Annotated in this window: 14 protein-coding genes; 8 read left to right on the top strand and 6 right to left on the bottom strand. The window is 73.2% G+C overall.

All coding sequences use genetic code 11. The features are described 5' to 3' along the window. Positions 1 to 60 precede the first annotated feature (60 nt). On the top strand, positions 61 to 405 hold the full coding sequence (locus ACY0MR_RS19035; protein ID WP_388801941.1) for a hypothetical protein: 345 nt from the start codon (positions 61 to 63) through the stop codon (positions 403 to 405). Here ACY0MR_RS19035 and ACY0MR_RS19030 read toward each other — a convergent pair whose 3' ends face one another. Further along, positions 406 to 2,214, bottom strand: a complete 1,809-nt coding sequence (locus ACY0MR_RS19030) for an NHL domain-containing thioredoxin family protein (RefSeq protein WP_392867914.1) — start codon at positions 2,212 to 2,214, stop codon at positions 406 to 408. A gap of 57 nt (positions 2,215 to 2,271) precedes the next feature. Here ACY0MR_RS19030 and ACY0MR_RS19025 point away from each other — a divergent pair, with 57 nt between their 5' ends. Continuing rightward, the gene (locus tag ACY0MR_RS19025; RefSeq protein WP_361848773.1) at positions 2,272 to 2,763 is read left to right on the top strand and encodes an LURP-one-related/scramblase family protein; all 492 of its coding nucleotides are present in this window, start codon (positions 2,272 to 2,274) and stop codon (positions 2,761 to 2,763) included. A 32-nt stretch (positions 2,764 to 2,795) separates the two neighbouring features. Here ACY0MR_RS19025 and ACY0MR_RS19020 read toward each other — a convergent pair whose 3' ends face one another. Continuing rightward, positions 2,796 to 4,106: a trans-sulfuration enzyme family protein gene (locus tag ACY0MR_RS19020; RefSeq protein WP_473554260.1), complete on the bottom strand. Its 1,311-nt coding sequence runs from the start codon at positions 4,104 to 4,106 to the stop codon at positions 2,796 to 2,798. Between the two features lie 63 nt (positions 4,107 to 4,169). On the opposite strand from ACY0MR_RS19020, the gene ACY0MR_RS19015 reads away from it, so the two are divergent. The 5 genes from ACY0MR_RS19015 to ACY0MR_RS18995 all read left to right on the top strand — a co-directional run bounded on the left by ACY0MR_RS19015 (position 4,170) and on the right by ACY0MR_RS18995 (position 9,318). Next, positions 4,170 to 5,654 carry an aminotransferase-like domain-containing protein gene (locus tag ACY0MR_RS19015; RefSeq protein ID WP_473554258.1) on the top strand — a complete coding sequence of 495 codons (1,485 nt, stop codon included), beginning with the start codon at positions 4,170 to 4,172 and terminating at the stop codon, positions 5,652 to 5,654. A 115-nt stretch (positions 5,655 to 5,769) separates the two neighbouring features. Continuing rightward, entirely contained in the window at positions 5,770 to 6,213 is a 444-nt protein-coding gene (locus tag ACY0MR_RS19010) for a hypothetical protein (protein WP_361848782.1), read from the top strand. Between the two features lie 14 nt (positions 6,214 to 6,227). Then, positions 6,228 to 7,685 (top strand): hypothetical protein, encoded by a 1,458-nt coding sequence (locus ACY0MR_RS19005; protein ID WP_392206780.1) that lies wholly within the window; start codon positions 6,228 to 6,230, stop codon positions 7,683 to 7,685. Between the two features lie 115 nt (positions 7,686 to 7,800). Next, positions 7,801 to 8,409, top strand: a complete 609-nt coding sequence (locus tag ACY0MR_RS19000) for a hypothetical protein (protein WP_361848788.1) — start codon at positions 7,801 to 7,803, stop codon at positions 8,407 to 8,409. Positions 8,410 to 8,469: 60 nt separating this feature from the next. Further along, entirely contained in the window at positions 8,470 to 9,318 is an 849-nt protein-coding gene (locus tag ACY0MR_RS18995) for a histidine kinase (protein WP_361848791.1), read from the top strand. 49 nt (positions 9,319 to 9,367) lie between these two features. Here the strand turns inward: ACY0MR_RS18995 and ACY0MR_RS18990 are convergent, their stop codons facing one another. Continuing rightward, positions 9,368 to 10,165 (bottom strand): carbon-nitrogen family hydrolase, encoded by a 798-nt coding sequence (locus ACY0MR_RS18990; protein ID WP_392867904.1) that lies wholly within the window; start codon positions 10,163 to 10,165, stop codon positions 9,368 to 9,370. 155 nt (positions 10,166 to 10,320) lie between these two features. Here ACY0MR_RS18990 and ACY0MR_RS18985 point away from each other — a divergent pair, with 155 nt between their 5' ends. Further along, entirely contained in the window at positions 10,321 to 11,148 is an 828-nt protein-coding gene (locus tag ACY0MR_RS18985; protein WP_388801963.1) for a maleylpyruvate isomerase family mycothiol-dependent enzyme, read from the top strand. A gap of 112 nt (positions 11,149 to 11,260) precedes the next feature. Here ACY0MR_RS18985 and ACY0MR_RS18980 read toward each other — a convergent pair whose 3' ends face one another. From ACY0MR_RS18980 to ACY0MR_RS18970, 3 genes are all read right to left on the bottom strand, one after another. Then, positions 11,261 to 12,577 carry an MFS transporter gene (locus ACY0MR_RS18980; RefSeq protein ID WP_361848800.1) on the bottom strand — a complete coding sequence of 439 codons (1,317 nt, stop codon included), beginning with the start codon at positions 12,575 to 12,577 and terminating at the stop codon, positions 11,261 to 11,263. After that, a complete protein-coding gene (locus ACY0MR_RS18975; protein ID WP_361848803.1) occupies positions 12,574 to 13,215 on the bottom strand; it encodes a GntR family transcriptional regulator in 642 nt (213 codons plus the stop codon). The genes ACY0MR_RS18980 and ACY0MR_RS18975 overlap by 4 nt, the downstream gene beginning before the upstream one ends. A gap of 138 nt (positions 13,216 to 13,353) precedes the next feature. Then, positions 13,354 to 14,763 (bottom strand): dihydrolipoamide acetyltransferase family protein, encoded by a 1,410-nt coding sequence (locus ACY0MR_RS18970; RefSeq protein WP_473561843.1) that lies wholly within the window; start codon positions 14,761 to 14,763, stop codon positions 13,354 to 13,356. Between the last annotated feature and the right edge of the window lies 1 nt (position 14,764).

Genomic DNA, 14,764 nt, shown 5'->3' with positions numbered 1-14,764 from the left:
GCCCGTGCCGGAGCCCCGGCGAAACATCCGCGAAAGGCCCCGGACGGCAGCCTCGTCCCCATGCATCGCCATGAAGGACCCTCCCGGGGCCGGTTCGCCGCAGGAGTCGGCACCGCCGTCGTGCTCGCCACGGCGGCGGCCGGCCTGCTGATCCACACGTACGACGACCGGCCCCCGTGGGGCACGGACATCGCCTACGAGGGCGGCTTCATCCTCGCCTCCCGCATCCGCGGCTACGACGTCGACGGCTCGCGCACCAAGGCGCTGCTCGCCGGGGAGTGCGCACTCATGCAGCGGCAGGGCATGGGCGGCGACCGGGCCGTCCACGACCCCGCCGCCTGGGTGGCGGGATGCCTGGACGGGGCCGCGGGGCGCCCGTCCAGGAACCAGGGGATCGTCCGCTGACTACGCGTCCATGCCCGCGAGGATCAGCGGCAGCCGGGACACGCCCGCCTCCGTGACCTTCACCGGCACGCCCCAGTCCTGCTGGTGGACGTGGCAGGCCGGGTACTCGTTCTCGGGATCGTCGTCGCAGGACGCGGCCATCGCCGAGACGTGCAGGACGCCCTCGGTCAGTTCGGGGTTCAGGTCGAGCTCCCGGAAGAGGTCCGTACCCGTCCCGCCGCCCGCGAGGAGCAGCTCCGGCGGGGTCGAGGAGACCAGCAGCCGGGTCGAGGGGCCGTAGCGCTCGTCCAGCTTCTGGCCGTTCGGGGCCTGGAAGACCACGTCCAGACGGAGACGGCCCGGAGCGACCTCGGTGGCCTCGCGCCGCGTGCGGTGGGCGACGGCCTCGACCTGGACGGCCTCCTCGGGCAGACGCAGCCGGGTCAGCCGGTGCCGGGCCGACTCGACGACCACGATGTCACCGTCGACGAGGACCGCGTCGCTGGGCTCGCGCAGGTCGGTGGCGAGCGTCGTCACCTCGCCGGACGCGGGGTCGTAGCGGCGCAGGGCGTGGTTGTACGTGTCCGAGACGGCGACCGAGCCGTCCGGGAGGGCGGTCACGCCCAGCGGGTGCTGGAGCAGCGCCTGGCCGGCGTCGCCGTCGCGGTGGCCGAAGTCGAAGAGCCCGGTGCCGACGGCGGTGTGGACCACGCCGTCGGGGTCGATCCAGCGCAGGGCGCTGGTCTCGGAGTCGGCGATCCACAGCCGGTCCTCGGTGGCGGAGAGCCCCGAGGGCTGGGCGAACCAGGCCTCGGCGGCGGGCCCGTCGACGAGGCCCTCGTTGGTGGTGCCGGCGGCGACCTCGACGGTCCCGGTGGCCGGGTCGTAGGTCCACAGCTGGTGGACGCCGGCCATGGCGATCCACACCTTGCCCCGCCACCAGGCGACGTCCCACGGCGAGGACAGGTCGACGTCGAGGGCGGGCCCGGAGGTGGGGGAGCCCTGCCACCACTGCTTCCCGGTGCCCGCGATCCGCTCGATCACGCCGGTCGCCGGGTCGTAGCGGCGCAGGGCGTGGTGGACGGTGTCCGCGACGACGATCGACCCGTCGGGCAGCTGCGCGAGCCCCTGCGGCTCCCGGAAGACGCCCTCGCCGATCCGCCGCACGACGGTCTCGCCGTCGGCGGCCAGCTCGACGAGCTGATGCCGGGTGGTGTCGGAGACCAGGAAGTTCCCGGAGGGCAGCAGGACCGCCTTGCCGGGGAAGCGCAGATCGGTGGCGACGGGCTCGGGCGCCACGTACGGACCGTCCCCGCGCCGCAGGGTCCCCTTGGCCTCGTGCTCGGCCTCCAGCTCCTCGACGAGGGTCCGGATGGCGTTGGCGTGCCCCTCGCCCGCGTGCTGGGCGACGACGTACCCCTCGGGATCGATCACGACCAGCGTCGGCCAGGCCCGCACGGCGTACTGCTTCCAGGTCGCGAGCTCCGGGTCGTCGAGGACGGGGTGGTGCACCTCGTACCGCTCGACGGCGTCGACCACGGCCTGGTGCTCGGCCTCGTGCACGAACTTCGGCGAGTGCACGCCGACGATGACGAGCGTGTCGCGGTGCTTCTCCTCCAGATCACGCAGCTCGTCGAGCACGTGCAGACAGTTCACGCAACAGAACGTCCAGAAATCGAGAAGAACGATCTTTCCTCGCAGGTCGGAGAGGGTGAGATCGTCCCCGCCGGTGTTCAGCCAGCCGCCCTTGCCGAGCAGCTCGGGGGCACGGACACGGGCACGGCGGCGGGGCTCGGGCGCGGGGGTGGGCGCCGGGGCAGCATCGTTCATCCTTCAAGCTTGCCATCCGGGGTGAGAAGCGCCGTAGGTACGGGCAGGCATAGCGGCGTGAAATATCTCGTACGGGACAAGATCTTCGCGATCGGTGACGACTACTGGATCGAGGACGAGCAGGGGCGCCATGCCTTTCTCGTCGACGGGAAGGCGCTGCGGCTGCGCGACACGCTGGAGTTGAAGGACCCCGACGGGCAGGTCCTGATCACCCTGCGGCAGAAGATGTTCAGTCTGCGGGACACCATGACGATCGAGCGGGACGAGCGGCCGCTCGCGACCGTGCGGCGCAAGCGTCTGTCGCTGCTGCGCAACCACTACCGGGTGACGCTCGTCGAGGGCACCGAACTCGACGTCAGCGGGCGGATCCTGGACCGGGAGTTCGCCGTGGAGTACGAGGGGGAGCTCCTGGCCCACATCTCCCGGCAGTGGTTCCACGTCCGCGAGACGTACGCGGTGAACGTGGTCCGGGAGGACTCGGACGCGGCGCTGCTGGTGGCCGTCGCGGTGTGCGTGATCCGGATGGCCGAGCGGGAGCGGGAGGACTAGGGGCGGGTCGGGCGTTCGGGTGGGGCTGCCGGTCAGGCCGTCCGGGTGAGGGCCTGTTCCAGGTCCGCCCACAGGTCCTCCACGTGCTCGATGCCGACGGAGATCCTGACCGTGCCGGGGCCGATGCCGGCCGCCGTCAGGGCCGCCTCGTCGAGCTGGTGGTGGGAGGTGGACGCCGGGTGCATCACCAGGGTCTTCACGTCGCCGAGGGAGACGCTCAGGGAGGCGAGGCGGACCGCTTCGACCAGGGTGCGGCCCGCCTCCCGGCCGCCCGCCAGGTCGAGGGAGATCACCCCGCCGCCGCCCGCGGGCAGCAGCCGGGCGGCGATCGCCCGGTCCGGGTGGTCCGCGAGGGCGGGGTGGCGCACCGTCGCCACCGCCGGGTGCGCGGCGAGCCGGGCCGCCAGGTCGGCGGCGCTCGCGCACTGGCGTTCCATGCGCAGGGACAGGGTCTGCATGCCGCGCAGGGTGAGCCAGGCGGCGAACGGGTCGGTGGACGCGCCCTGTTCGACGGCGTGGCGGCGGACCCGGCGGTAGAGGGCGTCGTCCTTGAAGACGGCGACGCCGCCGAGGACGTCCGCGTGTCCGGACAGGTACTTGGTCGCGGAGTGGACGACGATGTCGGCGCCGTGGTCGAGGGGCCGGAAGAGCAGCGGTGAGGCGAAGGTGTTGTCGACGGCGACCGGGACGCCCGCCTCGGCGGCGACGGCGGCGAGCGCGGGGACGTCGGAGACCCGGGTGGTGGGGTTGGCGATGGTCTCCAGGTAGAGCAGCCGTGTCCGGGGGCGCAGGGCGGCCCGCACCTCCTCGGGGTCGGTGCCGGAGACGTAGGTGACGTCGACGCCCCAGCGGGTGGCGAGGTCGGTGAGGACGGCGTAGGTGCCGCCGTACAGGCAGGTCTGGGCGATGACGTGGTCGCCGGCGGCGAGCAGGCCGAGGAGGACGCCGTTCACGGCGCCCATGCCGGAGGCGAAGGCCTGGCCGGCGATGCCGCCTTCGAGGCGGGCGACGGCGTCCTCCAGGGTGCGGACGGTGGGGTTGCCGAGGCGGCTGTAGAGGAAGGCGTCCCCGGAGGTGAAGGCGGTGGCGAGGGCTTCGGCGGAGTCGAAGGCGAAGACGTGGCCCTGGTGGAGGGGGACGCCGAGCGGCCGGCTGCCGGTGATCTCGACGTGCGGGGGGTGGACGGCGAGGGTCTCGGCCCGGGGGGTACGGGTGCGGGGCGCAGCGGGGGCGGGGGAGGGTGCGGGGGTGGTGGGCGGGAGCGGCGCCGTGGCGGGCCGGGGCAGGGACGTGGCGGCGGCCGGGGGCGCCGGGGCGGTGGGGTGGGAGGCGGTGTCGGTCATGGACTCAGTCTGTGGACGGGCCGTTTGCCTTCCCAGGTCCAATCCCGGCAGATTGGTCCGGCCATGAAGCACCTCGCTCCGCCTCCGGCCACCGACGACCTCGTCTCCCGGCTCGGCCGCTGGTCCGCCGGCCGCGGGCCCCTGTACCTGCTGCTCGCGGCCCGGCTGCGTCGGCTGGTCGACGAGGGCGCGCTGCCGCCGGGGGCCCTCCTGCCGCCGGACCGGCGGCTGGCGAAGGCGCTGGCCGTGGGCCGTACGACGGTGGTCGCGGCGTACGACACCCTGCGTCAGGAGGGGCGGCTCGTGCGGCGGCAGGGCAGCGGCACCCGGGTCGCGCGGGCGGCGCTCGCGCCGGAGGAGCCGCGGGTGGTGGAGACGTCCAACCCGTTGTTCCTGCACCTCCTGGAGGCGCCGGACGACGTGATCCTGCTGAGCTGTGCCGCTCCCGTGGAGCCGCCGCCGGAGCTGGCGGAGGCGTACCGCTCGCTGGTGCTGCCGGGTGGGGACCTGGGGTACCACCCGGCCGGACTCGGGGTGCTGCGGGAGGCGGTGGCCGGGCGGTACGCGGAGCGTGGGGTGCCGACGGATCCGGGGCAGGTGCTGGTGACGACGGGTGCGCAGCAGGGGCTGGCGCTGCTGGTGCGGCTGCTGCTGGCGCCGGGGGACGGGGTGCTGCTGGAGGCGCCGACGTATCCGGGGGCGCTGGACCTGTTCCGGGAGGCCGGTGCGGTGCCGCTGCCGGTGGCGGTGGGGCCGGACGGTCTCGACGTGGCGGGGGCGGTGGGGGTGCTGGAGGCGCGGCGCCCGGCGCTGGCCTATGTGGTGGCCCGGTTCCAGAATCCGACGGGTGCGGAGCTTCCGCCGCTCGCGGGGCGTCGGCTCGTGGAGGCGGCGAACGCGTGGGGGGTGCCGCTCGTCGACGACGAGGTGCTGGGCGATCTGGGGTTCGGGACGGCGGGGGATCCGCCGCCGCTGTGCGCGTACGGCGAGGTGGTCTCGGTCGGTTCGCTGAGCAAGGTGGTGTGGGGCGGGCTGCGGATCGGCTGGGTGCGCGGTCCGGCGCCGCTGATCGCGCGTCTCGCCCGGTTGAAGGCGGTGCACGATCTGGGCTGTGACGTGGCGTCGCAGCTGGTCGCGGCGCGGCTGCTGGCCGGGTTCGGGTCCGTGCGGGCGGCCCGGCTGCGCGATCTGCGGGCGGGGCACGCGTTCCTGCGGGCGGAGCTGGCCCGGTGGCTGCCGTCCTGGTCGTGTCCGCCGGCGGTCGGCGGTCAGACGGTGTGGGTGCGGCTGCCGCACGGGGACGGGGTCTCGTTCGCGCAGGTCGCCCTCCGGCACGGGGTGGCCGTCCTGCCGGGTGCCACCGCCGACGCCCTCGGGGGGAGTGTGCGGCATCTGCGGTTGCACTTCCTGCTGCCGCCCCCGGTGCTGTCGGAGGCGGTGCGGCGTCTCGCGGCGGCCTGGGCGGAGTACGCGCCGGCGGCGGGGCCGGGTCCGGCCGGGCCGCGGGGTGCGGGGCCGGGTGACTCCCCGCGGGGGATCACGCGGTGACGGCCGGGCGCTGACCAGGGAGGAGCGCTCCAGCCTTGCATCCGGGGCGCCGTCACGGAAACATACGGTGCACCTGCAAAGTTATGATCATTCTTTTCCATGGGGGCGCAGCGGCATGGGTTTTGACGAGGACTGGGCCGGGATTCGGTCCGGCACGACCGAACAAGCCCCCGTCGGCACGCGGTTGAACCAGCTCGACGGCGGCGGCGGTGGCGGCGGCACGTCCGGCGGGCCGCCGAATCTCGCTACCGCACCAGCAAAGAAGAAGGCCGCGGCAAACACCATCGAGAACGAGCTGGAGCCGGACACGGCGAAGGCGGCCAAGGTGGCCGACGCCGCCACGACCGCCGCCGTCGGCGGCTTCGAGGGATGGGCGACCGCGGCCGGCCTCAAGACGGTCGAGACCACCTGGGACAGCCAGGTGAAGAACCTCCTCGCCCGCCTCGCCTCCGAGAAGACCGCCCTGCGCAGCACCGCGGTCTCGTTCAGCCAGCAGGAGCTCGACAACCGTGCCCGGCTCGCGGGGGTCCGGCCGACCTCGCGCATCGAGCAGTACTGAGGGGGCGGACGTACATGCTGACGTACTCCGAGATCATGACGACCGACCTGGGCAAGCTGTCCAGCACCGCCGACAAGTGGACGGAGATGGCGGGCGACCTGAAGAAGGTCGAGGAGCGGTACCGCGACAGCGTCGAGTCGCTGACGACCTCGCAGGCCTGGCTGGGCGAGAGCGCGACCGCCGCGCAGACGAACTTCGCGGGCACCCGCTACGAGTACCAGGCCGCGCAGACCCAGGCGAAGGCCACCGCGACGGTGCTGCGCAACGCCCACGAGCAGTTCACCGAGCTGAAGAAGCAGCTGGAGAACGCCCGTGCCGACGCCGTCAAGGCCGGGATGAAGGTGTCCGAGCAGGGCCGGGTGGCCTACGACTACGACCGGCTCTCGGCGAGCGAGCGGAGCGCCCTGCACCACGACCCGGACGGCGCGAAGAGCGTGCGGGAGGCCGAGACGGCCTGGACCGAGCACATCGACGGCTGCGTCAAGGCCTTCGACGTCGCCGACCAGGACCTGAAGAAGGACCTGGAGGCCGTGGTCAAGGACGGCCAGGGCAACAAGAACGACGCCACCGCCGGCACCGGGTTCAACGGTGACGCCGGGAAGGTCGCCGCGGCCGACGACAAGGCCAAGGACGACCGGATGAACCTGGCCTGGCTCAAGATGAAGGACAACGAGACGCTCGACGACTACGTCCAGCGGCTCCAGCGCGACGGCATCGCCAAGCTCACCGGCAACGAGAAACTGGCCGACCTGGTCGCCAAGTTCACCAACGGCACGATCACGGCCGGTGCCTTCGCCGGTGCCCTGACCGCGGCCGGCCTGTACTCGTACAAGCTGTCCAAGGCGATCCGGCCGCCGTTCGTCCACCCGACCGCGCCCGGCACCTTCCTGTCCAAGCACTTCAACATGCGGCTGGCGGGCGCGGCGCCCGGCAGCCTGCTCACCAAGATCCCGCCGGGTCTCGCGACCGCGCTGACCGGCTCGGACGAGGCCGCCATGCTCGGCGGGTTCATGCGCAACGGCGCCTTCTTCATGCCGACCGCCGCCGAGGCGAACCTCCTGAAGGTCGCGCAGAACGGCGGTCTCGCCAACGCCGCCAAGGCGGCCGGCGTGCTGCGGGGCGCGGGTGTCGTCGGCGGCGTCGCGGCCACCGCGTACGGCATCGCCAACCTCACCACGTACAACACGGACATGATCAAGGCGGACCCGGCGAAGTTCGCCTCGGACCTGACGGGGACGGCGTTCAGCGCGTCGATGACGGCGCTGACCGTCGCCCCGAACCCGGTCACCCTCGGCCTCGCCGTCGGTACCGGCGTGGCCTACGGCGCCGCGCTGATCTGGGACAACCACGAGGCGATCGGGAAGGGTATCGAGCAGGCCGGGGACTGGATCGGCGACAAGGCGTCCGACGTGGGCTCCGGCATCGCGAGCGGGGCGAAGAAGCTGGGCAGTGCGCTGAACCCCTTCGACTGACCCGACCGCGAACACCCGAGATCACGGGATCCCGAGATCACGGGATCCCGGGATCACCTGAATCCCGAGATCGCCGAGATCGCCGAGATCTTCCCGACCGAAGAGGATTGCGTCCATGCACACCCAGGTCAGCCCGTTCGAGCTCCACGCGTGGAAGGAGGGGGACCGGCACCACTACAGCGCGGGCTGGAAGGGTGTCTCGCCGGAGTTCGGCGAGATCACGCTGACGGCTCCCCTCCCCCGTACGAACCCCGAGACGCTCGTCTCGGAGGTGCGCGGCGGGCTGCTGCCGGTGGCCTCGGTCGAGGCCCGCGGGATGCACGCCGAGGGGCTCAAGCTGCCGACCCTGAACCGGTTCACGCTGCGCGTCGGCGACCGGATGGTGTACGTGTCGCGGAACCGGTTCGGTGCCACCCTCGACCAGCGGGCCCTCACCATGAAGTACGCGGGCGACCGGTACCGGCTCGCGGCCCTCGACAAGAACGCCTACGTCCTCACCCGTGAGCCCGACGACGAGGACCCGGGGGTCCGGATCACCGTCCGCGAGTCCGGGCGCGGCAAGAACCGCCGGCTGTCCGTGCGGGTCGAGGGGCGCGCCGAGGGCGGGGACCTGGCCCTCGGGCTGATCTTCGCGGGTGTCGACCGGGCGGCCCTGACCCGGATCGGCGCGGTGAAGGCGGGCATCTCCCGCGTGACCCACTTCTGGACCGAGGCGGCGTACTGAGCCGCCGCCGGTCCCCCTCCGTCGTACCTGACCTGACCGCCCTACCCGAGTGAGCGACACATGCCTTCCTTCGACGTGACCCGATCCCGTTTCCGGCTGGCCGACGACGAGGTCTTCGTCCTCGCGCAGCTGGCGACCGGTCAGCCGGTCCCGGAGTCCATGGCGCCCGCCGAGGCGCGGCTCCGGGACGCCGGACTCATCAACGGGGCCGGGGAGCTCTCCGCGCTCCTGCTGCCCCTCATGCAGACCCTCGTCAACCCGTCCGTGATCGTCTCCCTCGAAGCGGGCGGCCGGCAGGGCACCCTGCACCACGGGCTGCTCGTCGGCGACGAGCACGTCGTGTGCCACGAGACCTGGCCGGGCGAGGAGGAGGCCGTGTACCGGCTCGTCGAGCCGCGGACCGTGGTGTGGACGCTGGCCGACCTGATCGCGCTGCGCCAGTCCGACGCGGCGGGCCGGGACGGGGCCGACGAGGTCGTGGAGACGACCGTCGGCGTCCTGGAGGCCGGGCTGCAGGCCCTGGAGAAGGCGGCGTCGACGCCGGGCGCGGACGAGCGGTCCCTGGTCGTCGAGGCGCTGCGGGCGGCCGGCGCGGCGGAGGTGACCGCCACGCGGCTCTCGCAGCTGATCGTGGAGGTGCGGTCGAACTGGCGGATGACCGCGGCGTGGCAGGGCCGTCAGGACGGGGTGCCCGGCGTGACGGCCCGCGCGGTCGCCGCGTGGGACTGCGGCCCGCACGGCCAGTGGCTGCGCGAGCTGCCCGCCGAGCCGATGGCGGAGGGCGGCGCGACGGCCGGCAGCCCGTTCCGGCTGCGCCGCGTCGCGTCGAAGCGGATCTGGCAGGAGCTGACCGGCCTGCTGCCGGACGAGTCGGAGATCACCCGCCGCCCGGCCCCCGAGCAGGCGTAGCGGAGCGGGGGGCGGATCACCCGCGCCCCACGCCCCCGTCGTCCTCGGGTCAGCCCCGCTTCGGCGGGGCCGTTCCCAGGACGCGGTCCTTCAGGGCCGGGAACTGCTCCCGGGTCGCCGTGACCTTCGCCGGGTCCAGGACCGCCCGGAGTACCTCCTCGTCCGGGCCGGCCTCGGCGAGGGTCTCGCCCCAGGGGTCGACGACGATCGAGTGGCCGGCCTGCTCCACGCCGGCGTGCGTGCCCGCCGTACCGCAGGCGAGGACGTACGCCTGGTTCTCGACGGCGCGGGCCCGGGCGAGCAGGCTCCAGTGGGCGCGGCGGCGGGCGGGCCAGCCGGCCGGGACGACGAAGGCCTGCGCGCCCGCGTCGACGAGCCCGCGGAACAGCTCGGGGAAGCGCAGGTCGTAGCAGGTGCCGACGCCGACGGTGAAGTGCGGGAGGTCGACGGTGACCAGGTCCTCCCCCGCGGCCATCAGCACCGCCTCGCCCTTGTCGAAGCCGAAGCGGTGGATCTTGCGGTAGGAGGCGGCGAGCTCGCCGTCGGGGGAGAGGACCAGCGAGGTGTTGTACAGCGCGCCGCCCTCCGCCTCGACGAAGGACCCGGCGTGCAGCCACACCCCGGCGTCGCGCGCGGCCGCGGCCATCGCGCGGTGGGTGGGGCCGTTCAGCGGCTCCGACTCGGCGGCGAAGGACTCGTACGCGAAGGCCCCCATGGGCCAGAGTTCCGGCAGGACGACGAGGTCGGCGCGGCCGGACTCCTCCCGTACGAGACGGGCCACGCGGGCCCGTCGGGCGTCGACCGGTTCGTCCGGGTCTACCGCGATCTGGATCAGCGAGGCGCGCACACTACCACCGTCCTGGCATTCGAGCCGTCAACACCGGCCTACGATCGTCACACGAAAGCACTGCCGGGGTGCCTTCGGGCAGCGTAACTTAGCGTCCGAGCCTCCCACCCAGTCGTGTTTTCAGCCCGCGCACCGAAGAACCGCCGAGGGGTCCCGTGACCGTCCATCCCAGCCTCCAGAACTACGCCGACGCCTGGACCCACTCCATCGAGGCGATAGCCGAGCTGGTGCAGCCGCTCGTGGAGGGCGAGTGGAACCGGCCCACACCGTGCCCAGGCTGGTCGGTGCGGGACATCGTGTCGCATGTGATCGGCATGGAGACCGAGATGCTCGGCGACCCGCGCCCGATCCACTCGCTGCCGCGCGATCTCTACCACGTGCGCAGCGACTTCGCGCGCTACATGGAGGTCCAGGTCGACGTGCGGCGACACCACACCGCGCCCGAGATGACCTCGGAGCTGGAGTACATCCTGATCCGCCGGGCCCGGCAGCTCCGCAACGAGAACCGCTCCCCCGAGCACCTGATCCGCGCGCCGCTGGGCGCCGAGCAGTCGCTGGAACTGGCCTACCGGATGCGTGCCTTCGACGTGTGGGTGCACGAGCAGGACCTGCGGACCGCGCTCGGCCGGCCGGGCAACCTGGACTCGGCGGGCGCGCACGTGACGCGCGACGTGCTGTTGGAGGCCCTGCCGAAGGTCATCGCCAAGGACGCGGGGGCACCCGCCTCTTCGGCCGTGGTCGTCGACGTCAGCGGTCCGCTGGAGTTCCTGCGGACGGTGCGGGTCGACGCGGAGGGCCGGGGCTCCATCGACGGCGCGCCCTCGCTGGGGCCCGCGGTGACGCTCGCGACGGACTGGGAGACGTTCGTCCGCCTGGCCTGCGGCCGGGTCCGGGCGGCCGATGCGGCCGACCGGATCAAGACCGAGGGCGACGAGGCGCTGACGCAGGCGATCCTCGACAACTTCGCGGTGACGCCGCGGTAGTTCCGCGGACGCGGCGACCGAGGCGTGGTTCCGGACGCGGCGACTCGGGGATGGTCCGGACGCGGCGGCACCCCGGTGGTTCCCTGACGCGGCGACACCGCGGGCCGTCCCCCTAGACGGGGACGTGGACGGCCTCCACCCGGCTGGCGACGAGCCGCTCCCGCTCCCTGCGGTGGGTACGGGCCTTGAGACGCAGGATCTGCACGACGCCCAGGGCCTCCAGGACGAAGACCGACGAGAACGCGATCCGGTAGTCGTCGCCGGTCGCGTCGAGCAGCACGCCCACGGCCAGCAGCGTCGTCATCGAGGCCACGAAACCGCCCATGTTGACGATGCCGGAGGCGGTGCCCTGGCGCTCCGGCGGGTTCGCCGGGCGGGCGAAGTCGAAGCCGATCATCGAGGCCGGCCCGCAGGCGCCGAGGACCAGGCAGAGGGTGACGAGCAGCCACATCGGGGCGTGCTCGCCGGGGTAGGCGAGGGTGGTCGCCCACAGGAGGGCGGTCGCGGCGACCGTGCCCAGGGCGAGCGGGGCGCGGGCCGCGTGGTGGCGGGCGATGATCTGCCCGTACGCGAGGCCGACGACCATGTTCGACAGGACGACCAGGGTGAGCAGGGTCCCGGCCGTCGACCGGGACAGCCCCTGCGCCTCCACCAGGAACGGCAGCCCCCAGAGGAGCAGGAACACCATGGCGGGGAACTGGGTGGTGAAGTGCACCCACATCCCGAGCCGGGTGCCGGGCTCCCGCCAGGACTGGGCGATCTGACGGCGCACGTAGGCGGCGCCCGCGTGCTCGGCGGGCTGCGGCTCGTGGCCCTCGGGGTGGTCCTTGAGGAAGAGCAGCAGCAGGACGAGGACGAGCACGCCGGCGAGGGAGCTGCCGACGAAGGTGGCCGTCCAGCCGAGTCCGCTGAGGGCGCGGGCGATGAAGACGGTGGAGACGAGGTTGCCGGCCATGCCGAAGAGGGCGGCGACCTGGCCGATGAGCGGGCCCCGGCGGGCCGGGAACCAGCGGCTGCCGAGCCGCAGGACGCTGATGAAGGTCATGGCGTCGCCGCAGCCGAGGAGGGCGCGGGAGGCGAGCGCGGTGCCGTACGAGGGGGAGAGCGCGAAGCCCAGCTGGCCGAGGGTGAAGAGGACGACGCCGAGGACGAGGACCTTCTTGGTGCCGAGCCGGTCGACCATGAGGCCGACGGGTATCTGCATGCCCGCGTAGACGAGCAGCTGGAGGATGGAGAAGGTGGAGAGCGCCGAGGCGTTGACGTCGAAGCGGTCGGCGGCGTCGAGGCCGGCCACTCCGAGGGACGTGCGGAAGATGACGGCGACGAAGTAGACGGCGACGCCGACGCCCCAGACGAGGGCGGCCCGGCGGCCGCCGGGCGGGTCGCCGGGGAGGGTGACGGCCGCGCCGTATCCGTTGCGGTTGCTCATCGGTGGTCCCCCCGGACCAGGACCTTGACCCAGCTGAGGTGCTGGCGCACGCAGTGCGCGGCGCCCTCGGTGTCGCCGGCCTTGATGCGGTCGAGGATCTCGGCGTGCTCGGTGATGTTCTTGGCGACGCGGTCGGGCTGGGACTGCATCACGGCGACGCCCATCCGCAGCTGGCGGTCGCGGAGCTGGTCGTAGAGGCGGGAGAGGATCTGGTTGCCGGCGTGCTGGACGATCTCGGCGTGGAAGCACCGGTCGGTGACGGCGACCTCCGCGAGGTCTCCGGCCGCGGCCCGCAGCTTCTGCTCCTCCAGGAGTTCCTCCAGGCGGGCGATCAGCGAGGCGGGCGCGGGTACGGCCCGCCGGACGGCGAACTCCTCGACGAGCAGTCGGGTCTCGACGACGTCGGCGATCTCCTGCGCGGAGACGGCGAGGACGAGGGCGCCCTTCTTCGGGTAGAGCTTGAGCAGCCCTTCCATCTCCAGCTTGAGCAGCGCCTCGCGGACCGGGGTCCGCGACACCCCTACGGCGAGGGCGAGTTCGCCCTCGGTGAGGAGGGTGCCCCCCTCGTAGCGCCGGTCGAGTACGGCCTGCTTGACGTGCATGTAGACACGGTCGGCTGCGGGGGGTGCGGATGCCATGCACACAGCATAGATACAACAGGGGTGCAACAGAGGGCCCCGTCCACATCGTGGACGGGGCCGTCGGGGTCCTGCCGCCGGCCGGAGGCGGTGTCACCCCCGGCCGGTTGTTTCACGTGAAACGGCGCAACTCGGACCTCACGCCCAGGTGATCAGCCGCTTCGGCTGCTCCAGGATCGCGGCGACGTCCGCCAGGAACTTGGAGCCCAGCTCGCCGTCGACCAGGCGGTGGTCGAAGGAGAGCGCCAGCGTGGTGACCTGACGCGGCTTCACCTTGCCCTTGTGGACCCACGGCTGGAGCTTGATCGCGCCGACCGCGAGGATCGCGGACTCGCCGGGGTTCAGGATGGGCGTCCCGGTGTCGACGCCGAAGACGCCGACGTTGGTGATGGTGAAGGTGCCGCCCTGCATCGCCGCCGGGGTCGTCTTCCCCTCGCGGGCGGTGGAGACCAGCTCGCTCAGCGACGCCGAGAGCTCGGGCAGGGTCTGCGCGTGCGCGTCCTTGATGTTCGGCACGAGCAGGCCGCGCGGGGTGGCCGCGGCGATGCCCAGGTTCACGTAGTGCTTGAGGACGATCTCCTGCGCCGCCTCGTCCCAGGCCGCGTTGATCTCCGGGTTGCGCTTGACCGCGACCAGGACCGCCTTGGCGATGAGGAGCAGCGGGTTGACCCGCAGCCCCGCCATGTCCGTCCCGGCCTTGAGCTCGTCGACCAGCTTCATCGTGCGCGTGATGTCGAAGGTCACGAACTCGGTGACGTGCGGGGCGGTGAAGGCCGAACCGACCATCGCCGCCGCCGTGGCCTTCCGTACGCCCTTGACGGGCACACGGGTCTCCCGGGCGTCGGTGGACACGGCGGGAGCCGCCTGGACGGGCGCGGGGGCGGCCACGGGCTCGGCGACGGGCACCGGGGCCTGGACGGCCGGCGCGGGCGCCGGGGCGGCCGCCGCGTGGACGTCCTCCCGGGTGATGACGCCGTCCGGGCCGGTCGGGGTGACCGTCGCCAGGTCGACGCCGAGGTCCTTGGCCAGCTTCCGGACCGGCGGCTTGGCCAGCGGGCGGCCGGCGCCGGGGCCGTGCCCGTTGAGCTGCTCCGGCACGGTGACGGGCACCGGGGCCGGCGCGACGACCGGGGCGGCCTGCGCGGGAGCGGCCGGGGCCGCGCCCTGCGCCGCCTTGCGGGCGCGGCGCTTGGTGGAGCTGGCGGCCACGCCGTAGCCGACGAGGACCGGCGTACGGCCCTGGGGCGCGGCCTCCTCGGCGGCGGCCGGGGCCGGCGCGGCGGCGACCGGAGCGGCCTCGGCGGCCGGCGCCGCGGGCGCCGTCCCGCCGCCGACGTTCACCGAGATGATGACCTGGCCGACGTCGACCGTGGTGCCCTCGGGGAACAACAGCTCGTGGACCGTGCCGTCGAACGGGATCGGCAGCTCGACGGCGGCCTTGGCCGTCTCGACCTCGCACACGACCTGGCCGTCCTCGACCGTGTCACCGGGCTGGACGTACCACTTGAGGATCTCGGCCTCGGTCAGGCCCTCGCCCACGTCGGGCATC

It is taken from the genome of Streptomyces sp. JN8 (assembly GCF_055808075.1).
The sequence above is the reverse complement of the archived record's forward strand: the minus strand, read 5'-3'. Positions and strand labels throughout refer to the sequence as shown.